Consider the following 22164-nt stretch of genomic DNA (forward strand, 5'->3'; position numbering starts at 1 on the left):
ATTTCCCTGGGAGGCATCTGTCCTAAGGGTGGGATGCCGCGCTGCGGCAGGACAGTCGGGGCCTACCGTTCGACGAATCGATCCGCTGCGGACAGCGCGCCGCCGGTCTCGTCACGCGCGGTGAACACGACATCGCGCTGCGCCGCTTGCGCAGCCGTCAAGGTCACTCGCAGCTGCTCCGAGGCATCCGGCGCGACCTCGACTGGAGAGAGGCCCTCGTTGCCGACGATGGACAGCTTCGCGTCTATCCCGCCGACGGACAGCGTGTACCGATGGGCACTCGCCGACTTGTTGAGCAGCTTCACCGTGTAGGCATTGCGCACCGAGCCGTCCGACAGACGGACGGCGACCGGATCGCGGTCATGCTGGACTGAAAGCGTCGCGGTGGTCTTCATTGCGAACGCGACGCCGATCGTGCCCGCCAGCGCAATGCATGCCGCGGTCAATCCGATCGTCTTCGGCCGCAGCAGACGGTTGCGAGGAGCCTCCTTGCTGCGCCCCCGCTCGATGTTGGTCCAGCTTTCGTAGTCGATCAGGCCCCGCGGGCGTCCGAGCTTCGCCATCACGCCGTCGCACGCATCGACGCACAGACCGCAGTTGATGCACGCGAAATTCGGGCCCTCTCGTATGTCGATCCCGATCGGGCAAACGGCGACGCACTGGCCGCAATCCACGCAATCGCCTGCCAGCTCCCCGCGGAGGCGCAGCTCGGCAGCCTTTTTCGCAGAAGTCCGCTGCTCGCCCCGGTAATCGCGGTAGTTCACCGTATAGGCTTCGGGATCCCAGATCGCACCCTGCAAGCGTGGCCATGGGCACATGAAGGTGCAGACCTGTTCACGCGCGAACCCCGCCAGTCCGTACGTCGTGCCCGCGAACACCGCGATCCAGGTGAGAGCGTTGGCCGATAGGTCGCCGGCCAGCAAGCCGCCGAGTAGAGCCGGCGCGTCAGTAAAATAGAAAATCAGTGTGCCGCCCGTCGCCAGCGAGATCAGAAGCCAAGTCACGTGCTTGGCGGCCGACTGAAAAGCCCGCTTCGCCGTGAGAGGCGCTCCGATATTCTTGAGGCGCTGGCGCCTGTCGCCCTCGATCAAGCGCTCGACGAGCAGGAACAGATCGGTCCAGACAGTCTGGGGACATGCGAAGCCGCACCAGAGGCGCCCCGCAAGCGCATTCGCAAGGATCAGGATGGTCGACGCGAGCACCAGAAGGCCGGTGACGAGATAAAGATCCTGCGGCCAGATCTCGATGAAGAACGCGTAGAGACGCCCGTTCGCAAAATCGAGCAACACCGCCTGGTCGGGCGCGTTCGGTCCACGATTCCAGCGGAGGAACGGCGTGACGTAGTAAATCGAGAGCGTCAGCAGCAGGATGACCCATTTGAGCCTCCGGATCGGCCCCTTGACGGCCTGCGGCACAACCGGCAGTCCGGCTACCGCGGCGGCCCTGGCCCTGGTCTTCGCGTGATCGATCTCGATGGTTATCGCCATGGCGCGCCGTCAGTTCACAGCCGCAAAGCCGAGCGAAGCCCGGATCGACGGCGCGATGAGGTCGTGGGTCCAGGCCGGCTCGAAGGTCATCGCCACGTCGGCGGAAACGACCCCTGGGACGGCGGATGCCGCCGCCTGCGCCCCTTCCCTCAGGAAGGAGGTCGCCGGACATCCCGGCGTCGTGGCCGTCATCTTGATGCGGACGGCACCGCCCGCGGCGGCGATATCGTAGATGAAACCGAGGTCGACGATGTTCTCACCAAGCTCCGGATCGATCACGACGCGTAGCGCCTCGCGGACGCGTTCGACAAGCTGGTCCGTCACGAGGGCGCCCTCACCGTGAGCTCGTAGGTAGCGCCGTCCGTTGTGAATCCGCCGAGCCAGCGGAAGCCGCGCTTTTCGAGCTGTGGAAACAGGAACACCGGCTCCCGCCGCAGCAGCGCCGAGAGCGTCTCCCCTGGCCCGAGCTTGTCGGCGGCAGCGAGAATCCGGACCATCGGCTCCGGGGGCTCGAGGTCGCGATTGTCCAGTTTGACGCGGGGATCAGGCCAGGCGCCGAAGTCGAAGCCATTCGAGGGGGCAGCAACTTGGGCCGGCTTCGCTGCCGCAGGCGTAAACAGCACTTCCCATTCGCCGCCTTCCATCGCGCTCGCCGAATGAGCGAAGCCCTTGTCGGCCATCACGGCAAACAGCGGGACCGGCTTGAAGGTGGCGTAAAGGCGCAGGCCCTGCCCTTTTTCCAAACGCTCGATCGCAGCCATAATGACCGAGAACGGCTCGCCCCCGGCGCGCAGGATCGGACGGACATCGACGTCCAGGTAAGCGGTCATTGCGATCTCCTCATGTTTTGGCGAACAACAGATGCGGCGCGACGGCGCCCGCCGGCAGGCGCAGTGGCGACGCCACGTCTTCCAACCGCCGGATTCGAATGATTTCGTGGATGATGCCGAAAACGCCCACGGTCATCGCGGCCGCGGCTATCCGGAACGCGCTCGGCTCCCCCGCCAGAAGTGCGAGCGTTCCTGCCCAGACGGCGAGATAGTAGATCGCAAACCATTTCGTCGCCCTCTGCTCTGCGGCCAGGTCCTGAACGCGCGGCGTCGCCGCTCGCCCCATCACCGGACCGTAGGTCTCGAGCCAGGTGAGAAAGGCGACGATCTTGTAGAGTTTGGCGAGCACCAAGCCGGACAGCCAGCCGAACACCGTGAGGAAGGCGAACGCGCCCAAATGCAGGGGCAGCGTCCCTATCGAAACGAGCGCGATCCCGAGCACGGCCGTCCCCGCCAGGCTGGCGAACGACAAGATCGCCATCCGCATATTGAGCTCAAGCTCCCGCCGCTTCCGATTCCTGAAGATACCGGCAAGGTCGCGCCCGTAGAGCGCGGCGCACGTTAGACCTAGAAGTGCGGCGACAGAAAGCACGGCATTCAGCCGCATGGCGACCCCGACCGCGAAGGCTCCGCCGCCGACGGTTGCCGCGACGGCAAGCCCCCCGGCCGCGAGCGTGAGGCGGCTCTGCCGGTCCTCCACGTCCGGAGCCAACATGAACATCGAGAGCAATCGGTAGCTGACGCCCATCGCCGTCAAGGTAAGCCAGCCGCCGAGCCCGGCGATTGCGTGCAGCGGGATGCCGCGCGCCAGGACGGCATCCCCGACCGGCCCCGCCCATCCGGCCAGCGCGAACGCGAACACCGCGCCGAACGTGACGGTCGCGCAAAGAGACGCTAGGCCGACTAGGACAAAACGTGCCGGACCGGTCGGCCGCAGCCAGGCGGTCAGGCCGAGATCGAGGATCACGAGGCCGAAGCCCGCGACCAGCAGTACCGCTCCAAGCGGCAGAAGCCAGGGCCCGGAAGGCAGCCGGCCACCCAGAGCCATGAACCCGGCGAGCAGCGCGATAAGCCCCGCGGTCAACAAGCCCAAGGCCGGCAAGGTCAGTCTTTCGGAGAAGAGCGGCCTGGCGACGAGGACGGGAACGAACTGGAATAGCGCTCCGCACATCGCGGTGCTTAACCAGCCTATGCAGATCACATGCACCAGGACGAGTGTGTCCGGCGCCGCGAGATCCGTCGCAGGATGACCGATGCCGGCCGCCATCAGCGCGAGCGCGGCAAGCAACCAGGTCAGCGCCGCTGCGAAGTAGGTCATCGTCCACCGGGACATGTTGCCGCCGATCATGATCGTCTCTTCATCCGTTCGGTCGGGCGAGGCAACGGCGCGCCTCAAGACCCCGCGCGTCCGGCGCGAGCGATTTTCCGGACCTGCTGGCGGTAAGCTAATTGAAGCCCCGCACAGATCTTTGCGATGTCGCAAACACCGCATGGTTCCGCAGCGCAATATGCGTGTGTCGAAATCGGAGTACGATGGATGAGGATTTTCGAAAGACTTCGGAGGCGCGTCCGAGTTCCCGTGCACGAGATTGATCTTGACGAGCTCGAGCGCAGGAGAGAGGCAAAACGAGTCGAATCCTCGTTCTATTCGGCTTCGCACGAGCGCAACGAAGCAGAAGACGCATGGAGGTCGATTCACGACGTAGCCTGATGCTGCACAGTTGCCCTTGCTTCGGACAGCAGGGGAGCTTTTTCTCTTCTCTCCCTCGGCGAACTTCTGGTGCCATCTGCGAGACCTGAGATGCGTCGGCCGGCGCTCTCCGCTCGAACTCAGCACGCGCTTGCAGGCAGACCCAGAGGCACTTTCCGCTTCTCTCAAGCAGCGTCGAGACCGCCGTGCGCGTTGATCTGCGAGGCGGCGGCATGGCGAAGCCGGCCCTCTTCCTCGCTGCCGCACCTCGGGCATCGGAAGCTAACCTCGCGATGCGCGATGATGTTCCTCTGAGAGCCGACCGCCATCGGCCAGGCACCGCATTTTGGACATTTCACCAGCAGATCATTCGTTTCTAGCATCGCAGCGGCTCCTCACCTGGCCTCTAGGGCGAGCAACGACGACTTGGCGCAGCGGTTCCTCCGATCGGCAGACCAGATCGGCGTCCACCCCCACTGGCGTCGCAAGGTTCGCGCGTCCAAACTTCGATGCCGCGCGGCAGCATGCCGCCCTTCGCGTGACGACGTCGCAGGGCAGGATGATGCGGTGCATAGTGCACCCACATCACCCGCTTATCCCGGACACATGAAGAAATTCATCTGCGAGCAGAACATTGCGAATTTCGAGAGGCTGCTGGCCGAGACGAGCGATCCTTCGCTGCGGCGGACCGTCGAGGGACTGCTCGCCTCGAACCGCGCGAGCTCGCGCTGCTCGTGGTCGAAACGGAGGGCGCTCTGCGGTCCCGGTCCGGACAGTCCGGCCAAAAGGCGGTCGACGCGATCGGTCTCCGCGAGCAGTTTTTGCCCGATTTCAACCGCTCGCCGCAACGCTACATTCTGCTCGATCCAGGTCCGGGACTACAGATCGTCGATATCAACGTGGCTTACGCAAAGGCGACGCTGACTGATCGCGGCAGCGTGGTTGGGCGGTCTCTCTTCGAAGTGTTTCCCGACAATCCGGATGAACCCCTCGCGGACGGGGTCAGCAACCTGTACGCTTCGCTACGCACCGTCGCGCAGACCGGCCGGAGCCATGCCATGGCAGTGCAGCGCTACGACATCCGCGATACAGACAGGTCCTTCATCGAACGGCATTGGTGGCCCATCAACTCGGCGATCCACCATCAGGATGGGAGGCTGGCTTTCCTGCTGCACCAAGTGGAGGACGTGACGGGCCAGGTGGCGTCCGAGGACTGATCCATCAACGAGGCACACTCCCGAAGTCGCCAAGCGTCCTGCCCGTCGTGCTGTTGAGGAAGTGGAGCGACATGCAGGCCGGACAAGATACCGAGACGTAGCTGTCTTTGGGTTTCCGGGACTCGAGCGCCTCGTCATCCAGGCAAAGCTGGACGTTTATTCCCGTGCGCGGGCACTTGAACACGATCTGGCGCTGCATGCCCCGACCATGCGCCTGACTGATCGTCCCCGAAATTGCGGATGACTACCTACGGTCCTCTCCGGAAGTTGAGACAGGTCAAGGCGAACTGGAGGGCAGCGTCTAGGATTGAACTGCATCGGGCGCTTCGGCGCCGGTGCGTGGCGAGGCGGAGCCTGGACTCCTAGGCACTCCGGGTCTCTCGGTCGCAGTGTCCGCGACCGCTAGGAGAGCCGGCTTTGACAGCGGCTCTGCCGGCGGGTCCTCAGGAACCAGCACTTGCGTTGCGGGTTGGACTGCCACAGCCCGCGAAGACCACGATGTGATCGCAACAGGTCCAGCCGGAGCACCGTCATGCCAGCAGACCTCCATCCCGATGACCTGGCGCGGTTGGTGAGGTATGCGCTAGAGACGACGCGCGCCACCGCCGTCTGTCCTTTCCATGAAGACGTGATCGTTCGTATCGGCGACGACGCCGCAGAGAGCCACGCCTTGGAGCGGGCCAAGAGAATCCCAAAGAGCGACGGCTCGACTTGGGATGGGCAAACTCTCAACGATGAAATTGGACGCCAGCTTGGTGCCGCTGCGGACGGCTGCTGTCCGAAGTGCCAGGCCGCCGCCCAGGGTACCGGCGCCTAGCGGCCCTCAGAAGTCCCCTCGGAACCCCCCAGAGCCGAACCCGTTGTTCTGAGCTGGACGAGGAGGAGTTTTGACATGTCCGTACGACTTCAGATCGCGGCGATGGTCTTCATGAGCGTCCAGGCAGTGATGTTCGGAGCAGGAATGCTTGTGATCCTCCTCACTCCGATCCAGTTGAAGGCGATGGCGGCGATTCCGACGATGATCGCCATGAGCGTCGTTGCGTCGGCCGCGATCGCATGGCTGATAGCGCCCAGGCTTCGCCAGCGTTATTGGCGCGCGAGAGGCGCTCCCGGCGACGCGATTTCCGGCTAAACGTTGACTCAGCCGAGCGCCTGCCGTCAATTTCCTCTTCCTGCTCCGAACGGGGCGAGCGGACAGAACCGGCAACGCAGTCGCCATTGAAGGTCCCATGCCGCGCTTCATCGTCAGCTTCATGAAGAAGGTCCTCGGCGAGAACGGTCAGATGGACGAAGTCTGCCAAACGGCAGTCGAACTGGATGCCCCGAACGGCAGGGCGGCCGAGGAGCAGGCAAAGGAACGGTTTTGCGAGATCCACGCCACCCACGACTGGTCACTGCATGCCGATCGCCTGAAGGTGGATCCTGCAGACTTCCCGTCGTAAGGCCACGGCCGCCGCCGCACCGGACGAGCGCTGACCAAGTCATGGAAGGCTGAACATGTCGCAAGCATTCGGATCGTTGGCCACTGCATGTTTCCTGCTCGGCATTGTCATGCCCTCTTTCGCGGCCGACGCCGTCAACGGCAAGGACATCGCCACGCGCTGGTGCGCAAGCTGCCATGTGGTGGAGCGCGGTCAGACGAGCGCTACCGATCAGGCTCCGCCCTTCGCGTCCATCGGGAAGGCGCCCGAATTCGACCAGAACAAGCTCGCTTTCCTGCTCCTCATGCCGCACCCGAACATGCCGAGCCTGTCGCTGAACCGGGCGGAAATCGCGGACTTGGCCGACTACATCCGGTCACTGAGATGAAGCGCCAGCTCGAAGCCGTTCAGACGTGATGGAGCCGCACCGAAGCGCTCTCCTCATTCGAAACGCCAATCCGTGAGTTCGGCCGTCCAGACCGGATGCCAGTTTCCGTCGAGATGCCAGCCGACCTCTCCGCGAAAAGGTATCCATCGGCCATTGCGGAGGCGGTAGTCCGCGAAGCTGCCGCGCCAAGGCCGGTCGACGAAACGGCCGGTCTCCATGCGCGGTCTATCCTTCGCGGAGACACATCCGATGCGCCCCGCCTCGTCCAGTTGGATCTCGACCGAGATGCGCCCGTGAGCTGACGGATGAGAGACGCTAAAGCCGTCTTCGCGGACCTGCCACTCCAGCGACCCGTTGCACAGGATCGCGTCGGCGCCCACGCAAGCTCAGCCAAGTATCGCATGATCTGCCCTTTTCGGAGCGCAGTCTCGTCCGCCGGCGCGCCGCTAAGACGGAAGCCCAAAAAGCGAAGCTCGGATGCAGCAGCCTCCGAGGAAAGCCGGTCCACGACCCTCAAACAAGACAGCGGGCCAAATCTGGCTTCCCAATCGAAGGCCGTCGCGGAAGTCTCGATTTCATCGAGGGCACGGAAGCGTATCCAGCGGCTCGAGGGACCGCTGCTCATCCGCCCGAGTTGCGACAGCTGCACCACGCGGCAGTCGCCATCCGCGCCCAGCTTGCGCGCGAGCTCCGCCACCTCGGTTGGAAGCGACCCCGTCACGGGCGGCGGCATCGCGCCGCGGGCCAGTGCCTTAGCGGGCGACGTGGCATGGTTCAGGTGAGTGTCAGGACTTTCGAAATGTGCACTCTTGTGGCGGCGCAACCCGAGCAGCGTCGAGGGCGGTGTCCTCGCCTCCGCTGCAAGGACTCGAGAAGGAGAGTAGCTGCCTTGCGCGATGTCGATGCATACCGAGGGGCGGGCCATTCGAACTTGAGATGCATCAAGGCGAACATCGCCGCGGCGGCGTAGAGTTGATTCCGTACCGAGCGGCATCGTTTCGCGTCGGTGCTGTTACGGTTGCGGAGCTCGGACTCCTAGGCACTCCGGGCTTCGCGCCTCAATTTGCGACCGCTATATGGGGCCGGCTCGGAGAGCGGCTCCGCCGAACATCATCGGCTTGCGGGTCGAGGACACATCTTGGACTGACAAACCCGGCCTAGCGGCCATTGCCGCCGGGCCCGGTTATGGCATGGGATCCCCGCGTCGCCTTCCCGCCTCGCCGCCCAGTTCCAGAATCCGGAACAAATTTCGCCGTCCGACGTTGAGCCCCTGATTTACGCAGCATTGGGGTGCCGCGTGCGGATGCGAATTGCGATTGCAGGGGTGGGGCTGGCGATCTCGGTCCAGACTTTTCCCGTTTCGGCTCAGACACCTGGCCAGCCGCCCGATACCATGGAGGCGCGCGTCGAAGCGTGCTCCCCTTGCCATGGCAAACAGGGCGAAGGCACCAGCGATGTTTACTTTCCCCGCCTAGCGGGCAAGCCCGCCGGCTATCTTTACAACCAGCTTCTCGCGTTCAAGAACGGCCGGCGGAAGTACCCGCCGATGAACTATCTGCTCGAATATCTCGGCGATCCCTACCTGCTGGACATGGCCGAATACTTCGCCGAGCAGCGTCCGCCGCTTCCCGCGCCGGCAGCGAGCGACGCCAGCAAGGAGGTCCTGCAGCACGGCCAGGCTTTGGTCTCGCGTGGCGACCCGGTGCGGCAAATTCCGGCTTGCGGCAGTTGTCACGGGCCAGGCCTCACGGGCATGGAGCCCGGCATCCCCGGTCTCCTCGGACTGCGCCCGAACTACGTCAGCGCGCAGTTGGGCGCTTGGCGCTACGGCACGCGGACGGCGAAGGCTCCGGATTGCATGCAGCAGGTCGCGGCACGACTGACGGAGGCGGACGTCACCGCGGTGGCGGCCTACCTCGCGACCCGGCCCGCTCCGATTGTCATCGCTCCCGCTCCCAAGGGCGCCTACGTTCTGCCCTTCGCGTGCGGAAGCGAACCGGATTGAGGAGGCGGCGATGCTCTCACGCGCACGAATCCTTGGTCTTCTGTTCTCGTTGGTGGCGGGTTGTGCCTACGGGCAGCAGCAGAGCTCCCCCGGTGACATCGTCAAACGCGGCGAGTATCTCGCCCGCGCCGGCGACTGCATCGCCTGCCACACGGCCCCTGAGGGTCGCATCTTCGCCGGAGGGCGCCCGATGCCGACGCCGTTCGGCACGCTCTACTCGTCCAACATCACGCCCGATCGCGAGACCGGTATCGGCAAGTGGACCACCGAGGATTTCTACAAGGCCATGCACACGGGCCGTTTTCCGGACGGCGGCTTGATGTACCCGGCGATGCCGTTCGCCTCCTACACCAAGGTGACCCAGGCCGACAGCGCCGCGATCTTCGCCTATCTGAAGTCGATCCCGCCGGTGAACCAGAAGAACCGGGAGCACGACCTCCGATTCCCCTACTCCAACCGTCAATTGATCCTCGGGTGGCGCACGCTGTTCTTCAGCGAGGGCGAGTACAAGCCGGATCCTTCAAAGTCCGCCGAATGGAATCGCGGCGCCTATCTGGTCGAAGGGCTTGGCCATTGCGGCATGTGCCACTCCCCGATCAACGCGCTCGGCGGCACATCCCAATCTGATGCCTTCAAGGGCGGCCTCATTCCGATGCAAAACTGGTACGCGCCTTCGCTCACCTCGAACCGCGAGGCCGGCCTCGGCGATTGGAGCATCAAGGACATCACCGACCTCCTGAAGACCGGCGTGTCGGCCCGCGGTGTCGTCTACGGCCCGATGGCCGAAGTCGTGCACAACAGCCTGCAGTACCTGACCGACGAAGACACCAAGGCCATGGCGATCTATCTGAAGAGCATCGCCGAGCCGACGTCGCGCACGCCGGCGAGCTCGCCGGTCCTGCCGACGAGCGAGAGCAGTCTTCTGATCAGCCTCGGCAAGACCGTCTACGACGCCCGTTGCGCGAACTGTCACGGCGCTCAAGGCGAGGGCAAGCCGCCACACTGGCCCCCTCTCGCCAACAACCAGTCGATCGAGATGGAGTCCGCCGTCAATGCGATCCGGATGGTGCTGAATGGCGGCTACCCGCCGGGCACGGAAGGAAATCCTCGTCCCTACGGGATGCCGCCCTTCGCAGGCCTTCTGTCCGACAATGAGGTCGCCGCCGTGGTCTCCTACATCCGCACCGCATGGGGCAATCGCGGCGCGCCGGTCAGCGCCCGCGACGCCGACGAGCTCCGCTCCGCCCCGCTGAACTGAGGCCCCGATGATCAACACGGACCTTCCCGAGCAGACCGAGTCCACCGCGGATGACCGCGTCGATCGCATCGTGGCCGCCGGACCGGGCGGAGCACTGACGGTGGCCGGGATAGCTACGGCGCTGGTGGTGGGAATGTGGTTCGCGTTCTACCTCTTCGTCTTCCTCCCGCGCGGAGCCCTGCAATGACCGTCCAGGACGGCAACCACGGCGCCGAGGTCGCCGCGCGCACGGAGCGGCGCTGGGCGACCGTCTCGGTGATCGTCATCGTGGTGCTCGCCGTGCTGGCCGCGTTCGCCGGCATCCACCAGGTCACCATGCCGCAGCCGCGCGTCGAGACCATCGATCCGACGCGGCTGCACCTCTCGGGCGAGTTCGTCGAATCCAATCTCGGCAGCGTGCTGGAGCCGAACGGCGCGGTGACGGTCCGTGCCATCGGCCAGCAGTATTCCTTTACGCCGGCCTGCATCCTGGTGCCGGCCCAAACGCCGATCACGCTGCGCGCCACCAGCGCCGACGTGGTCCACGGGATCCTCGTCCAGGGCACCAACGTCAACACCATGCTGGTGCCAGGCTACGTCTCCGAGCAATTGATGCGCTTCGAGAAACTCGGCGACCATCTGATGCCGTGCCAGGAATTCTGCAGCTTCGGCCATGAAGGCATGTGGGGCAAGGTCAAGGTGATCGACAAAGAGGAGTTCGCCGCCAAGGCGAAGAGCGGCGGGAGGCTGAGCTGTGTTGGTGAATAGAAAGCTCGTCCTCGCGCATTTCTGGGTGGCGTTCGCCGTGTTCGGGCTCGCACTCTTCCTCGGCGCTTGGCAGATGTTCGTGCGCAGCCCGCTGTACACATGGATCAGCAATCCGGAATGGTACTACCGCTCGCTGACCGCGCACGGCACGGTGATGGGCTACGTCTTCCCGACGCTAGTCGCCATGGGCTTCGGCTACGCGATCTCGGAGTCGGCACTGAAGCAGCCTCTCGTCGGCGTGCGCTGGGCCTGGGCGGGATTCTGGCTGATCGTGGCGGGTAGCGTCATGGCGATGGTGCCGGTCGCGCTAGGCCGCGCTTCGGTGCTCTACACCTTCTACCCGCCGCTGATCGGCAGCGCGTTCTATTACATCGGCGTCGTGCTGGTCGTGGTCGGCTCCTGGATTTGGGTCGCGCTGATGTCCATCAACCTGCGGGTATGGCGGCGCGAACACCCCGGAGAGCCCGTTCCGCTCGCGATGTTCGCCAACGTCGCCGGCTCCTACCTCTGGGCCTGGACCGCCGTCGGTGCCGCGCTCGAACTCCTGCTGCAGATCATTCCGGTCGCGCTCGGCTGGAGGACCACCATCGACGCGGGACTCGCGCGCGTGTTCTTCTCCTGGACCCTGCACGCCATTGTCTATTTCTGGCTGATGCCGACCTACATCGCCTACTACACCATCGTGCCGCGCGCGATCGGCGGCCGGCTCTATAGCGACACGATGGGGCGGATCGCGTTCATCCTGTTCCTGGTCGTCGCGATGCCGATCGGCATCCACCACACCTTCGCCGATCCGCAGGTCGGCGCGGGCTTCAAGTTCATCCACTCCGCCTTCACCGCACTCGTCGCGCTCCCGACCCTGCTCACCGTGTTCACGATCTGCGCGTCGGTAGAGATCGCGGCGCGCCTGCGCGGCGGCCGCGGCGCCTTCGGCTGGATCATGGCGCTGCCGTGGGACAATCCCATCATGCTGGCGGTCACCTTCTCGTTCGTCCTGCTCGGCTTCGGCGGCGCCGGCGGGCTCATCAACATGAGCTATCAGCTCGACGCCACGATCCACAACACGCAGTGGATCACCGGCCACTTCCACCTGATCTTCGGCGGCGCCATCGTGATCATGTACTTCGCCATCGCCTACGACCTTTGGCCCCATCTGACCGGGCGAGCACTGCCCGGTCTGAAGCTCGTGCGCGCCCAGCTGTGGCTTTGGTTCGTCGGCATGATCGTCACGACCTTCCCGTGGCACTGGGTGGGCATCCTCGGCATGCCGCGCCGCATGGCCTACTACGACTATTCCGACCCGGCCATCTCGCCGCAGGCGTTCTCGGTCACGCTGTCGGCGATCGGCGCGTTCGTCCTGCTGATCTCGGGCCTGCTGTTCCTGTACATCCTCGCGACCGCGCATCGCCAGCCGGCCGCGGATGCCGGCGCATACCGCTTCAGCGCGCCCGTTCACCCTGTCCGCACGGTGCCGCTCGCGCTGAACAGCTACGCGATCTGGGTGGCGCTGATGATCGGACTGACGGTCACGAACTACGCCTACCCCATACTGACGCTGGCAGTCCGATCCGACAACTCGGTGCCGGCCGTCTACGTGGGAGCGCAATGATGAGCGCCCGCGAACTGTTCACGTTCCGGAATCCGTACTTTTCCGCTGGGGTCGGCATCGCTGCGGGGCTGTTCCTGCTTACGGCCATCGGTGGCTTCATCGTGCTGCCTTACGCGCAAAAGGAGCTCAAATTCGCCGGGCTGTGGGACGCGATCTGCAGCGCGGCGGGCCTGCCCCAGCGCTCCGCCGCCGTTCCGACCGCCAAGGTGGGACCGCGCCTGTCCGAGGCGGTCCTGACACCGACGATGCTGGCCAGGCCCGGCCAGGAATCGATCGGCCGCGGCGCGACCCTCGCGCAACGCTGCGCGATCTGCCACGGCCCGACCGGGATCAGCCGCGCGGACTCGCCTAACCTGGCCGGCCAGTACGCGAGCGTGATCTACAAGGAACTGCTCGACTTCCGTTCTGGCGGCCGCAGCAATGCCGTGATGTCGCCGTTCGCCGTCGACCTGAAGGACCAGGATATGGCGGATCTCGCCGCCTACTACGCCTATCTGCCGCGGCTGCCGGCGTACCACCCGACCCCGCAGCTGCCGAGACCGCGCATCGTGATCTACGGGGCCCCGATCCGCGGCATCGCGCCCTGCGGCTCCTGCCACGGCAGCCTCGACAACAAGACCGGCAGTCCGTGGCTCGAAGGGCAGTCAGAGGCCTATCTGAAGGCGCAGCTTCAGGCCTTCGCGTCCGGCCAGCGCACGAACGACATCAGTCAGCAGATGCGCAACATCGCCCGCGCGATGACGCCGCAGGAGATCGAGGAGGCGGCGGCCTACTATGCCTCGCAGCCAGTCGAGATCGTGAAGGCGACGGACTGACATGCCCCTCGCACACGAACGCTACACAGCAGGTCTCCCCGGCAAAAGCAGCGCTCTGCCCGAAACCGCCGGGCCGGGGATTCACGCAAGTTACGGACAACGAAAAATTCTGCGGAAGGCGGGTGGAGCGTGGCCCCGCCTTGTAGGGGCTGGGGGGCTTGGGGGCGAAGCCACGCAGGCCCTGCATTCGCGCGCGCCTGCCACACCAACGGTATCCGGCCGAGCCCGTTCCATGCTCGACACCAATGACCGCGCGCAGCGAAGACCTAGGGCTCCGGAGGCCGCAACGGGCCATCCGCCCACTTTCGGGCGGCGGGGTCGCGTAGCGGATCATCGTTGCAATTGGTGCAGACGTACCGCCGTGGCCGTTTCGAAGCTTCGTCGGACACAGCTTTCATCGGGTTGCCGCACGCCGGGCACGCCTTCCGGACCGGATGGAGCATGGCCATCTGTTTTCCCCTGCTATGGCACTCTAGTTCAGTCGAGGTCGCGAGCTCAAGCTGGCCGATAAAGCTTGGTCGGGTTCACGCACTATACTATTACGTCCCTTCTTGACTCCGTGGCCGCAGAGCAACCAACTCTCGGCAGTAATGTTGAGGGGCGTGTCATGGAGCAGGAGTTCTACCGAGGTCTGGCCCAAAGGGTCCGCGGTATGGCCGAGAAGGCTGATCCGTTCACCCGGCGTCGTCTCCTGAATCTCGCCAAGCGGTATGACAGCAGGAGCGGTCGGCCCTCGGCATCCGGACCGACCGAGCTTCCGCCGCCGGCGTCTCGCACGACGCCGGCTGCATCGAGCCTCACCGGACCCGGCGAGACCTGACGCCCACGCCCGTGTCGTTTTTCATGGTGCCGCAGCGCCCACCCGATGAAGCTTGGCGGCCGTCTCGCAGTGCGCGAGGGAGCCGCCGACAGACGCCTCCCGCGGACCAAGCTTGCTCGCCCTACCGGTGCTTTAGGCCTCACCAGGGACGATTGATTCCGTAAGCGGGTGCGGCATCGCGTTTTCCCCTGAACGCGATTCTACCGCGATCCTAGCGGCTTGGAGAGCCGTGCGGGGAGGCGCTGCGCCTTGCACGGAACGAGCTACGGCGTAGGGCACCCTTCAGGCAGGTTGTCCTCGGCATTCCCGCGTAGGCGAGCGAGTTCCGACCACGCCAGCGCAGCGGTGATCCATCTCTGCCGTTCTAGCCCGTCGGCTTCGGCGGCAAGCTTCATTGCCGCGATGGCCTCGCGCGCGGAGTCATAGGGGGGATCCATAGGCGAAAATGTAGTTGAAGATCGTAGCCGATCACGCACCAGTGGGACCGTAGCAATCCGGGGTCGGCAGCATACTCACCCAGGGGCTGTCTAGCGTCTGGAGATGCCCCGCCCAATCCGCTCCATCGCGCATCCGGCTAAGAAGTGCCGTGCGCTTCCCGCTCCTCGCGTGTCGATTGTGATCATTGCCGGAGACCGCCTGAAGCGTAGATGCGGATTGCGCAGGATACGTCCGTTTTCCATTCGAAGTGTCGGATGACGGTCTCGCGGTTGAAGGATCCCGCCATGCTGATCAGTTGAAGGGACCCAACCATTTGCTCGACACGGCCCGCGCTTCCCAAAGGCAGGAGCAAGCGCTCGCAATCGATCGTATGGCCGCCGCTGTTGTAGGTCGAAAACACATTGTAGATGGCGCAGCCGCTGGTCACGCATTGTTCGGCGGCCTCTAGACCGAACTCCTTCAACGCTGGTGGCAGAACCTCTTCCATCGATTTCCCGGCCCAGCTCGAATTGAAGACCTCTCCTACGCTGGCGCCTTGGTAAAGCGCTCGAAATATGTGCCCGTCTCCCTGTCGCTCAACACTCCAGATGATCAGTTGTTTTGGGTCATGCAGCCGCGCTTCCGGTCTGAACTGATCGAGCGAGGGAAAGGGCAGATCGCCGGCCGTGCGTGCCCAGTACCGGCACATGGCCTGCTGACTGATGGATTTCACATCGGCAAATGAACCGTCCGTGTATCGCATGGCTCAAAAACTACCCGCCACGTCTTAACGAGCCGTCCGAGCAGCCTCTACCGGGCGACGATATGTCTTATATAATTCGGCGAAGTTGGCCTACCGGAGGGCCTTTTTTTCAACGACGCCAGCTGGACTCTCACGCCCAGATCAGGGTGCTCGGCAGCCGTGCCCTGCAGGTAGCATCCAATTGCATCTATGAGGCAGATCAAAACCGAGCGTCCAAGGCAGCTTTACCTGTTAGGAGCCACAAAGACGCGAACACGATCGCCCAGAAGAAGTCGAGGGCGCCGAACGTCACCACAGAGCTGACAACACGACCGGATCCAAATAGCGCAAAGACCGGGACTGAGAACGCCAGCTTTTCAAGGACGGCGAACAGCATCGCCGGTCGAAAGCGTAGCGGGTCATACGCTATCATGAAAAAGATACCTTGTGCGGCGAGAGCCGTTCCCACGAAGCCATAGAAGTATTCCGGATGGGCCAAGCCCCCCCTATCCACGGCTACGTTTGCCTCAAGGAAGTAGAGGGGCAATAGGACAGCGACACCGTAAACGCCAGCAGCTGCAAAAAGCCAACGGGCCAGCCTGAGCGCCCGAACATCTTTCATTCACGAATCCTTCCCTGCGGCATGCAAACCTTGGCGGCCAGTAGGATGCCGCCAACAAATTGTATGCATCCGCGGCAAGAAAATGGCGCCGGAAGTTGGCAGTTCTGCGCGGGGGCAAGTGCGGTAGGACCCCCGACCGGCTTGTCTCCGGATCAGGCGGTGGCGGAGGTCCGCGACGTGCTGGATTCGATCGGCGACACCTGCCCGGAATGCATGCCCTAATGCTGAGCCCGCGAGCGGACGTAATTTGTGCCGCCGCAACACGCTTGGCTCTCCAAATTGCGATGTGCCACGCGTCGTCTTCTTTATCGGCGGCCCCGATCCGCTTCATCGACGAATTCTACCGGCGTGCCCTTGGAAAGCCGTTCCGCGACGCGCTCGGCGTCCCAGTTCGCGAGACGGACACACCCGTGCGATTCCGACTTGGACACCTTTCCCGGAAACGGCGTGCCGTGGATGCCGTAGCCATCTGCCGAGAGATTGATCCACATCGAACCGACCGGATTGTTCGGGCCTGGCTTGATGACGAACGGTTTGCGCGAATGGACGCCTTTGAAGTGGTAGGTCGGGTTGTAGCGGTAGGTCGGATTGCGATCGATCTCCGTCACCTTCAATGTGCCCGAGGGAGATGGCTTCTCCTCACTGCCGATCGTCGCGGGATAGAATCCAATCAGGGCGTTCGACTTGTCGAACAGTTTCACCGTCTGGCGAGACTTGTCGACTACGACCTTGGCCGCCTTCTCGGAGCCCTGCTCGGCGCCGGTGTCGATCACGACGATCGATTCTCCGGCCCGGTCGAGGTTGCGCCCTGGATTCAAGGCGGACAACAGGTCCTCGCTCATATGAAACTTCTCGGCCAAACCTTCGCGCGGGCTCGCGTAGGACAGCTTCGGGATGTCCTTCATGTCCTCCATCTTCGCGGGAAGCTTCTTGAGGAACGGTCCTGCGACGTCCTTGTCCGCGATGGTGTAGTTCATCGTCACGGGACGACCGTCCGCCGCGAGCTTCCCCCAAACCTCAGGACCGACGTCGTCCGAGGGCGGCAATTGCTGCGCCTCCTCATAGGCGCGTAGGGCCTTCTTCGTATTCTCTCCGAACCTGCCATCAACCTCGCCGGGGGAGAAATGCGCCCGATCTAGCAGAACCTGCAGCCTGACCCCCGCCGGGGTCGGCTTCTCGCCCGAGAGCGTTTTCTTCGATGGCTCCGCGGTGTCGATCGCCGCAGACTTCATTTCCTTGCCGAATGCGGAGCTCGTCGCCAGCGCTAGGCAAGTAAAGATACCTCCGAAAGCCGCGCTCCGATCCAGCGCGCGAAGACGCAAGCCCATCACTTTCGATCCGCAGGCGCCTGAGCGTTTGCCTTGTTGGCGTCGGCCTTGTTCGCTTCGTGGTGACCAATGGCGCAACCAGCGGCGGCGCCAAGCTTGCCGTGTCCGGCCATGTGGCCAGCGACGGCACCGACGATGGCGCCTTTGATGCAGCCCTTGGCGTCGGCGGCGGGTGCCAAGGCGAACGAAATCGCGGCCACCAAGGCCACCGACATGATACATTTCATCTGCATTCTCCGAATCTGGATTACTGCTTGGTCAACGCGTCGCGGACAAGTTCCGTTCCGACCGTATGTTTCCGGCCACTCATTCCGGGCCAGGCGGAGAGCATCTGTGCCGGCGCCCCAGGCCTCCGGCGCCGCCTTGATCGAGGGGACCGCGATGGCGAGGTCGTAGATGCCAAGCCATGTCCGGTAAGTCTTCAGCTTTGGTGATGGAGACTGCCGGCGGCCGCGACGCTCAACGCCGCCGAGCGAACCAGACTCCCAACACGAAAGCCGCCAACAGCGAGCGCAGCGGTGCTTCCACCGTCGCCTTCCGGAGCCGCTCGGCCAATTCATCCACGGACTGCCGGAGGTCCGTTTGCTTCCTCGTCCCCGACTTTTCTCGAGGAGGATTCTCAAAGCCGCCCTGCTCTTTCGTCAGCCCGGAGGCTTCCGTCATCGCCGAGGTTTCGCGCTCATCCATGCGGTCCTCCTACGTTTGCTGAAGCAAGCGCCATCGAGACCCCCAGGTTCCTACGCCGACTTCCGCCGGGCCCCTGACGCGGGCTTCTTCACTGCTGTTTCCTTGGCCGGCTTCTTGCCGGCGATCGGCATCAGCATCTCCTTCTGGCCGGCCGCTGCCTTCTTGGCCTTCTCGACCGGCTTCTTGGCAGCCTTCGTCTCGGCCGCCGCGCCGCCGACGCTCTTGCGTAGTGCATCCATCAGATCAACGACGTTCTCGCCTTTCGGCCGGTCCTTCGGCACGATCGGCTTGCCGGCGCGCTTCTGGTTAATGAGCTCGATCAGAGCGGTCTCGTAGTGGTCCTCGAATTTTTTGGGGTCGAACCGGCCGGCTTTCTGGTTCACGATGTGCTTGGCAAGATCCAGCATATCCTTGGTCACTTTGACGTCCTGGATCTCGTCGAAATATTCCTGCTCGCTGCGCACTTCGTACGGATAGCGCAGCAGCGTGCCGACGAGACCCTTGTCCATCGGTTCAAGTGCGATGATGTGCTCGCGGTTGGTCAGCACCACTCGCCCGATCGCGACCTTGTCCATCTCGCGGATGGTCTCGCGGATGACGGCGAAAGCGTCGTGGCCGACCTTGCCGTCGGGGCGGATGTAGTAGGGGCGGATCAGGTAGCGCGGGTCGATGTCGGTCCTGTCGACGAACTCGTCGATCTCGATGGTGCGCGTGGATTCCAGCGCGATCTCCTCGAGCTCCTCCTTCGTGACCTCGATGAACTGGTCCTTCTCGAGCTGGTAGCCCTTGACGATGTCCTCGTTGGGCACCTCGTCGCCGGTGTCGGAGTCGACCTTGAGGTACTTGATCCGATGGCCGGTCTGCCGGTTGAGCTGGTTGAACGAGATCTTCTCGCTCTCCGAGGTCGCCGGGTAGAGCGCGACCGGACAGGTGACGAGGGACAGCCGAAGGAAGCCTTTCCAGTTCGCGCGGGGGGCCATAGCTAAGCAACGCTCCAGGTACGGGGACTTGGACTCAAGACGAACGGGGCGGAGCGGTTCCGACACCACGGACGGCCGGCATCATTTCCCCGGTTTTCGACTTTGGACGGACTCGACTCTTTTGTTCCTTATATGTTCTAATTCGTCATGACCGACCGACCCGCGAGCTGGCGCATGCCGACACTCAAGCAGATGGAAAAGATGGGAGCTGCGATCGACGGAAAGGCCCCGCCCGCACGGGGGGTGGCCCCGAACGAGGATCTGCCGCCGGAATACTGGCAGGCCCTGCTGGAGGACCCTCGCGCCGAAGCGGTCGGCAACACTCCTGGCTCTCCCGGACGCCTCCTGCAGCTGAGGCTGATGCCCCAGCACCTTCTCAGGGTGGGTTGCCGGCGCTGCGGCAGGACGGTCGAGATCCAGAAGGCGGACGCCACGCGGCTCTACGGTCCGGAGGCGGTCTGGAGGGATGTCGGCCAGCGGCTGCTCGACAACACTTGCAGCAACCGGACCGGCCGCCACGAAGAAGACGGGTGCTGGCCGGCCTTCGATGTGGCCTAGGCACCGCTCAATGGCGCCGAAGTATCACCCGACGCCCCTTTCCGGAGGCGACCGCAAGGCGCTCGCCAAGGAGCTCGGCCGCGCCCGCGCGATGACCTCGATTCTGGCCGCGCAGTCGGCCGAAGCCCGGGCTAAGGGCGAGGCTCTGATCCGGACGGCGGACAAGCTGGCCTAACGAACATCTGTGGGCACTGGGTACGCCGATCGACCCTTCGCCGACGATCGACCAGGCCGTCAACGGCGGGTACCCCTGGATCGAGATCGAATGTTCGCGCTGCAGGACCAAGCGGGACGTCGACATGGCCGCGCTCCGCCATCCGCCCACCACCTTCGTCCACGACCTCGCGAGCCGTCTCCGCTGCAGCAAGTGTGCTAAGGCGGGGCGACGGCCGCCGGCCACGCTGCTGCAGCTTGCGCAGCGGGCCTGCCATCCAAATCCGGAGACCTGACGCCGTGTGCTGGTGTGGACGGCCTCTCATCCCCACGGTTTGATGGCGCTCTCGGCGTCACAGAAAGATGAGAGGAAAGTCTAATGAATATTCCCGTTCGTATCGGCATGGATACCTCGAAGTCGGTGTTCCAGCTTCACGGTGTTGATGAAAATGAGGTAGTGGTTGTCCGGCGCCAATTTCGGCGAGCCGAGATGATCCGCTACTTCGAGCGGCTTCCGCCGGTTCTCGTCGCCATAGAGTCTTGCGGCAGCTCGCACCATTGGGGGCGCCTGCTCCAATCTTTCGGGCACGAGGTAAAGCTGATCCCTCCTCAATACGTGAAGGCTTACGTGAAGCGCGGCAAGAACGACGCGGCTGACGCCGAGGCACTGTGCGAGGGGGTCACCCGGCCCAGCATGCGGTTCGTACCTGTGAAGTCGAAGGAACGGCAAGCGGCTTGCATGTTGATGACTGTGCGGGAACGCCTAGTCAGCGTTAAGTCGCAGCTTTCCAATGCTTTCAGGAGCTATGCCGCTGAGTTTGGTATCGTCGGACCCGCCGGCCAGCAGAACGTCGCGGCACTCATCAAACGTGTGCTCGAAGACGAAAGCCTGCCGGAAATGGCGCGGGATCGCTTCCGCCTTCAGGCTGACGAGTATGCCGCGGTCCAAGCTCGCCTGGCGAAGATCGAGGCCAAGCTGATGAAGTGGCATCGCGAGGATGACATCAGTAGACGTATTGCGACAATTCCAGGCGTCGGTCCGATTGGGTCGTCGATGCTCAGCATGAAAGCGCCGCCGCCCGAGACGTTCAGATCGGGTCGCGACTTTGCGGCGTGGCTCGGGCTGACACCCAAGGATCATTCAACTGGCGGCCGGCAAAGGCTCGGCGGCATTACAAAGGCCGGAGATTCTATACTGCGATCGACATTGATCGTCGGCGCAACCGCACTGCTGAGGCATATCCGAAAGGGCCGTCATAAGCCCACACCATGGCTCGCTTCGCTGCTGGGGCGAAAGCCGCCAAAGTTGGTCGCGGTGGCCTTGGCAAACAAGTTTGCCCGCATAGCTTGGCGCTTGATGATATCGGGTGGCGTGTACAAGCAGCCGGGGGCCGCCATGCCGACTTGATCTGAAATCGGCCCGCGAGCGAGGTTGCTCGGCGGATTGCCCACTAACTTGCAGGACGCAGTAGATGGAAGGACCGATCGGTCGATACGCGCGAGCTTCCGAAGATTACACTGGCACTAAGAGTGTCGCCCATGTGCTTGGAGCGTGCGTAGCGAACACCATCTCGGCCAGCGGGCTTTGTCCGCGCAAACAGGCCGGACATCTGATAGCAAGCGATCTGGCCAAAAGTCTGCTACAATCCTGACAAGTGGGGGGCCGTCCACATCTGCAATCTCTACTCGATCACGACCAACCAGGCCGCCATCGGCGAGCTGTTCCGGGTGGTCAACCGCTACGTCGGCAACCTCGCGCCGATGCCGGGCGTGTTTCCGGACTACAAGGCGCCCATCGTCCGGACGGGCGCCGAGGGCCGCGAGCTCGCGACGGCGCGCTGGGGCATGCCGTCGTCGTCGAAGGCGCTGATGGACGCTACGAAGAAGCGTGCCGAGAAGCTGCAGGCCAAGGGCAAGACCATCGATTTCAAGGAATTGCTCCGGATGGAGCCCGACGGCGGGACGACCAACATCCGCAATGTGAAAAGCAAACACTGGAGCCGCTGGCTCGGCGTCGAAAACCGCTGCGTGGTCCCCTTCAACTCCTTCAGCGAGTTCAACAAGGTCGCGGGCGGCGACATCTGGTTCGCGCTCGATGAAAGCCGGCCCCTCGCCTGCTTCGCCGGGATCTGGACCAACTGGACGTCCGTTCGGAAGGTCAAAGAGGGCGAGACCACCAACGACCTCTACGCATTCCTGACGACGGAGCCGAACGCCGAGGTCGGCGCGATTCACCCGAAGGCTATGCCGGTGATCCTGACGACGCCGGACGAGGTCGAAACCTGGATGACCGCGCCTGCCGAGGAAGCCCTGAAACTGCAACGTCCGCTTCGGGACGGAGCGCTCCGGATCGTGGCCCGGGGTGCAAAGGAAGACAAGGTCGGGTAGAC

Annotated in this window: 25 protein-coding genes and 2 pseudogenes; 16 read left to right on the forward strand and 11 right to left on the reverse strand. The window is 63.9% G+C overall.

From position 1 onward, the window contains the following. Positions 1 to 62: 62 nt before the first annotated feature. The 4 genes from ccoG to FNV92_RS18290 are packed head-to-tail and all read right to left on the reverse strand — an operon-like array spanning position 63 to position 3665. Positions 63 to 1487: a cytochrome c oxidase accessory protein CcoG gene (ccoG, locus tag FNV92_RS18275; RefSeq protein ID WP_143845307.1), complete on the reverse strand. Its 1425-nt coding sequence runs from the start codon at positions 1485 to 1487 to the stop codon at positions 63 to 65. Between the two features lie 9 nt (positions 1488 to 1496). Continuing rightward, on the reverse strand, positions 1497 to 1811 hold the full coding sequence (locus FNV92_RS18280) for a metal-sulfur cluster assembly factor (protein ID WP_143845306.1): 315 nt from the start codon (positions 1809 to 1811) through the stop codon (positions 1497 to 1499). Continuing rightward, the gene (locus tag FNV92_RS18285) at positions 1808 to 2317 is read right to left on the reverse strand and encodes a DUF2249 domain-containing protein (protein ID WP_143845304.1); all 510 of its coding nucleotides are present in this window, start codon (positions 2315 to 2317) and stop codon (positions 1808 to 1810) included. The genes FNV92_RS18280 and FNV92_RS18285 overlap by 4 nt, the downstream gene beginning before the upstream one ends. A 10-nt stretch (positions 2318 to 2327) precedes the next feature. Then, positions 2328 to 3665, reverse strand: coding sequence for a hypothetical protein (locus FNV92_RS18290; RefSeq protein ID WP_143845302.1), 1338 nt, complete (start codon positions 3663 to 3665; stop codon positions 2328 to 2330). A 1076-nt stretch (positions 3666 to 4741) separates the two neighbouring features. On the opposite strand from FNV92_RS18290, the gene FNV92_RS18295 reads away from it, so the two are divergent. From FNV92_RS18295 to FNV92_RS18315, 5 genes are all read left to right on the forward strand, one after another. After that, positions 4742 to 5224 (forward strand): PAS domain-containing protein, encoded by a 483-nt coding sequence (locus tag FNV92_RS18295; protein WP_244623676.1) that lies wholly within the window; start codon positions 4742 to 4744, stop codon positions 5222 to 5224. A gap of 532 nt (positions 5225 to 5756) precedes the next feature. Next, positions 5757 to 6041, forward strand: a complete 285-nt coding sequence (locus FNV92_RS18300) for a hypothetical protein (RefSeq protein WP_143845299.1) — start codon at positions 5757 to 5759, stop codon at positions 6039 to 6041. Between the two features lie 75 nt (positions 6042 to 6116). Further along, complete coding sequence (locus FNV92_RS18305; RefSeq protein WP_143845297.1) at positions 6117 to 6356, forward strand: hypothetical protein; 240 nt, start codon at positions 6117 to 6119, stop codon at positions 6354 to 6356. Positions 6357 to 6453: 97 nt separating this feature from the next. Next, entirely contained in the window at positions 6454 to 6666 is a 213-nt protein-coding gene (locus FNV92_RS18310; protein ID WP_143845295.1) for a hypothetical protein, read from the forward strand. 55 nt (positions 6667 to 6721) lie between these two features. Beyond that, positions 6722 to 7033 carry a cytochrome c gene (locus FNV92_RS18315; protein ID WP_143845293.1) on the forward strand — a complete coding sequence of 104 codons (312 nt, stop codon included), beginning with the start codon at positions 6722 to 6724 and terminating at the stop codon, positions 7031 to 7033. A 53-nt stretch (positions 7034 to 7086) separates the two neighbouring features. Here the strand turns inward: FNV92_RS18315 and FNV92_RS34625 are convergent. Further along, positions 7087 to 8027, reverse strand: a pseudogene (locus FNV92_RS34625) (DUF6544 family protein). A gap of 309 nt (positions 8028 to 8336) precedes the next feature. Between FNV92_RS34625 and FNV92_RS18325 the strand changes: the two are divergent. The 7 genes from FNV92_RS18325 (at position 8337) to FNV92_RS18355 (ending at position 14287) form a co-directional block, all read left to right on the forward strand. Beyond that, complete coding sequence (locus tag FNV92_RS18325; RefSeq protein WP_143846282.1) at positions 8337 to 9038, forward strand: c-type cytochrome; 702 nt, start codon at positions 8337 to 8339, stop codon at positions 9036 to 9038. Positions 9039 to 9048: 10 nt separating this feature from the next. Then, a complete protein-coding gene (locus FNV92_RS18330) occupies positions 9049 to 10296 on the forward strand; it encodes a c-type cytochrome (protein ID WP_143845289.1) in 1248 nt (415 codons plus the stop codon). 7 nt (positions 10297 to 10303) lie between these two features. Beyond that, positions 10304 to 10483, forward strand: a complete 180-nt coding sequence (locus FNV92_RS18335; RefSeq protein WP_028133722.1) for a hypothetical protein — start codon at positions 10304 to 10306, stop codon at positions 10481 to 10483. Further along, the gene (locus FNV92_RS18340) at positions 10480 to 11043 is read left to right on the forward strand and encodes a cupredoxin domain-containing protein (protein ID WP_143845287.1); all 564 of its coding nucleotides are present in this window, start codon (positions 10480 to 10482) and stop codon (positions 11041 to 11043) included. Before FNV92_RS18335 ends, FNV92_RS18340 begins: the two co-directional genes overlap by 4 nt. Next, the gene (locus FNV92_RS18345; protein WP_143845284.1) at positions 11030 to 12652 is read left to right on the forward strand and encodes a b(o/a)3-type cytochrome-c oxidase subunit 1; all 1623 of its coding nucleotides are present in this window, start codon (positions 11030 to 11032) and stop codon (positions 12650 to 12652) included. The genes FNV92_RS18340 and FNV92_RS18345 overlap by 14 nt, the downstream gene beginning before the upstream one ends. Next, positions 12652 to 13467, forward strand: coding sequence for a c-type cytochrome (locus tag FNV92_RS18350; protein ID WP_168213654.1), 816 nt, complete (start codon positions 12652 to 12654; stop codon positions 13465 to 13467). The genes FNV92_RS18345 and FNV92_RS18350 overlap by 1 nt, the downstream gene beginning before the upstream one ends. Positions 13468 to 14074: 607 nt before the next feature. Beyond that, the gene (locus tag FNV92_RS18355; protein WP_143845279.1) at positions 14075 to 14287 is read left to right on the forward strand and encodes a hypothetical protein; all 213 of its coding nucleotides are present in this window, start codon (positions 14075 to 14077) and stop codon (positions 14285 to 14287) included. A 619-nt stretch (positions 14288 to 14906) separates the two neighbouring features. On the opposite strand, the gene FNV92_RS18360 is transcribed toward FNV92_RS18355, so the two are convergent. The 6 genes from FNV92_RS18360 to ku all read right to left on the reverse strand — a co-directional run bounded on the left by FNV92_RS18360 (position 14907) and on the right by ku (position 19063). Beyond that, positions 14907 to 15467: a PAS domain-containing protein gene (locus FNV92_RS18360; RefSeq protein ID WP_143845277.1), complete on the reverse strand. Its 561-nt coding sequence runs from the start codon at positions 15465 to 15467 to the stop codon at positions 14907 to 14909. Between the two features lie 199 nt (positions 15468 to 15666). Continuing rightward, positions 15667 to 16068 carry a hypothetical protein gene (locus tag FNV92_RS18365; protein ID WP_186355485.1) on the reverse strand — a complete coding sequence of 134 codons (402 nt, stop codon included), beginning with the start codon at positions 16066 to 16068 and terminating at the stop codon, positions 15667 to 15669. Between the two features lie 305 nt (positions 16069 to 16373). Next, a complete protein-coding gene (locus FNV92_RS18370; protein ID WP_143845275.1) occupies positions 16374 to 17300 on the reverse strand; it encodes a L,D-transpeptidase family protein in 927 nt (308 codons plus the stop codon). A 95-nt stretch (positions 17301 to 17395) separates the two neighbouring features. After that, complete coding sequence (locus FNV92_RS18375) at positions 17396 to 17623, reverse strand: hypothetical protein (protein WP_143845273.1); 228 nt, start codon at positions 17621 to 17623, stop codon at positions 17396 to 17398. A 232-nt stretch (positions 17624 to 17855) separates the two neighbouring features. Continuing rightward, complete coding sequence (locus tag FNV92_RS18380) at positions 17856 to 18083, reverse strand: hypothetical protein (RefSeq protein WP_143845271.1); 228 nt, start codon at positions 18081 to 18083, stop codon at positions 17856 to 17858. Between the two features lie 50 nt (positions 18084 to 18133). Further along, complete coding sequence (gene ku / locus FNV92_RS18385) at positions 18134 to 19063, reverse strand: non-homologous end joining protein Ku (RefSeq protein ID WP_143845269.1); 930 nt, start codon at positions 19061 to 19063, stop codon at positions 18134 to 18136. Between the two features lie 174 nt (positions 19064 to 19237). On the opposite strand from ku, the gene FNV92_RS18390 reads away from it, so the two are divergent. The 4 genes and pseudogenes from FNV92_RS18390 (at position 19238) to FNV92_RS18405 (ending at position 22162) form a co-directional block, all read left to right on the forward strand. After that, complete coding sequence (locus tag FNV92_RS18390; protein ID WP_416377729.1) at positions 19238 to 19621, forward strand: hypothetical protein; 384 nt, start codon at positions 19238 to 19240, stop codon at positions 19619 to 19621. Between the two features lie 10 nt (positions 19622 to 19631). Then, positions 19632 to 20070: pseudogene (locus FNV92_RS18395) on the forward strand (hypothetical protein). 83 nt (positions 20071 to 20153) lie between these two features. Further along, positions 20154 to 21182, forward strand: a complete 1029-nt coding sequence (locus FNV92_RS18400) for an IS110 family RNA-guided transposase (RefSeq protein ID WP_143845266.1) — start codon at positions 20154 to 20156, stop codon at positions 21180 to 21182. Between the two features lie 263 nt (positions 21183 to 21445). Next, on the forward strand, positions 21446 to 22162 hold the full coding sequence (locus FNV92_RS18405; RefSeq protein WP_143845264.1) for an SOS response-associated peptidase: 717 nt from the start codon (positions 21446 to 21448) through the stop codon (positions 22160 to 22162). The last annotated feature ends 2 nt before the right edge of the window (positions 22163 to 22164 follow it).

It is taken from the genome of Bradyrhizobium cosmicum (assembly GCF_007290395.2).
Taxonomy (GTDB): Bacteria; Pseudomonadota; Alphaproteobacteria; order Rhizobiales; family Xanthobacteraceae; genus Bradyrhizobium; species Bradyrhizobium cosmicum.

What these genes read in the sequence shown, in the direction of transcription:
- ccoG (WP_143845307.1), bottom strand. Translation starts at nt 1,487, where the DNA reads ATGGCGATAACCATCGAGATCGATCACGCGAAGACCAGGGCCAGGGCC.
- FNV92_RS18285 (WP_143845304.1), bottom strand. Translation starts at nt 2,317, where the DNA reads ATGACCGCTTACCTGGACGTCGATGTCCGTCCGATCCTGCGCGCCGGG.
- FNV92_RS18290 (WP_143845302.1), bottom strand. Translation starts at nt 3,665, where the DNA reads ATGATCGGCGGCAACATGTCCCGGTGGACGATGACCTACTTCGCAGCG.
- FNV92_RS18300 (WP_143845299.1), top strand. Translation starts at nt 5,757, where the DNA reads ATGCCAGCAGACCTCCATCCCGATGACCTGGCGCGGTTGGTGAGGTAT.
- FNV92_RS18305 (WP_143845297.1), top strand. Translation starts at nt 6,117, where the DNA reads ATGTCCGTACGACTTCAGATCGCGGCGATGGTCTTCATGAGCGTCCAG.
- FNV92_RS18310 (WP_143845295.1), top strand. Translation starts at nt 6,454, where the DNA reads ATGCCGCGCTTCATCGTCAGCTTCATGAAGAAGGTCCTCGGCGAGAAC.
- FNV92_RS18315 (WP_143845293.1), top strand. Translation starts at nt 6,722, where the DNA reads ATGTCGCAAGCATTCGGATCGTTGGCCACTGCATGTTTCCTGCTCGGC.
- FNV92_RS18325 (WP_143846282.1), top strand. Translation starts at nt 8,337, where the DNA reads ATGCGAATTGCGATTGCAGGGGTGGGGCTGGCGATCTCGGTCCAGACT.
- FNV92_RS18330 (WP_143845289.1), top strand. Translation starts at nt 9,049, where the DNA reads ATGCTCTCACGCGCACGAATCCTTGGTCTTCTGTTCTCGTTGGTGGCG.
- FNV92_RS18335 (WP_028133722.1), top strand. Translation starts at nt 10,304, where the DNA reads ATGATCAACACGGACCTTCCCGAGCAGACCGAGTCCACCGCGGATGAC.
- FNV92_RS18340 (WP_143845287.1), top strand. Translation starts at nt 10,480, where the DNA reads ATGACCGTCCAGGACGGCAACCACGGCGCCGAGGTCGCCGCGCGCACG.
- FNV92_RS18350 (WP_168213654.1), top strand. Translation starts at nt 12,652, where the DNA reads ATGAGCGCCCGCGAACTGTTCACGTTCCGGAATCCGTACTTTTCCGCT.
- FNV92_RS18355 (WP_143845279.1), top strand. Translation starts at nt 14,075, where the DNA reads ATGGAGCAGGAGTTCTACCGAGGTCTGGCCCAAAGGGTCCGCGGTATG.
- FNV92_RS18360 (WP_143845277.1), bottom strand. Translation starts at nt 15,467, where the DNA reads ATGCGATACACGGACGGTTCATTTGCCGATGTGAAATCCATCAGTCAG.
- FNV92_RS18365 (WP_186355485.1), bottom strand. Translation starts at nt 16,068, where the DNA reads ATGAAAGATGTTCGGGCGCTCAGGCTGGCCCGTTGGCTTTTTGCAGCT.
- FNV92_RS18370 (WP_143845275.1), bottom strand. Translation starts at nt 17,300, where the DNA reads ATGAAGTCTGCGGCGATCGACACCGCGGAGCCATCGAAGAAAACGCTC.
- FNV92_RS18375 (WP_143845273.1), bottom strand. Translation starts at nt 17,623, where the DNA reads ATGAAATGTATCATGTCGGTGGCCTTGGTGGCCGCGATTTCGTTCGCC.
- FNV92_RS18380 (WP_143845271.1), bottom strand. Translation starts at nt 18,083, where the DNA reads ATGGATGAGCGCGAAACCTCGGCGATGACGGAAGCCTCCGGGCTGACG.
- ku (WP_143845269.1), bottom strand. Translation starts at nt 19,063, where the DNA reads ATGGCCCCCCGCGCGAACTGGAAAGGCTTCCTTCGGCTGTCCCTCGTC.
- FNV92_RS18390 (WP_416377729.1), top strand. Translation starts at nt 19,238, where the DNA reads ATGCCGACACTCAAGCAGATGGAAAAGATGGGAGCTGCGATCGACGGA.
- FNV92_RS18400 (WP_143845266.1), top strand. Translation starts at nt 20,154, where the DNA reads ATGAATATTCCCGTTCGTATCGGCATGGATACCTCGAAGTCGGTGTTC.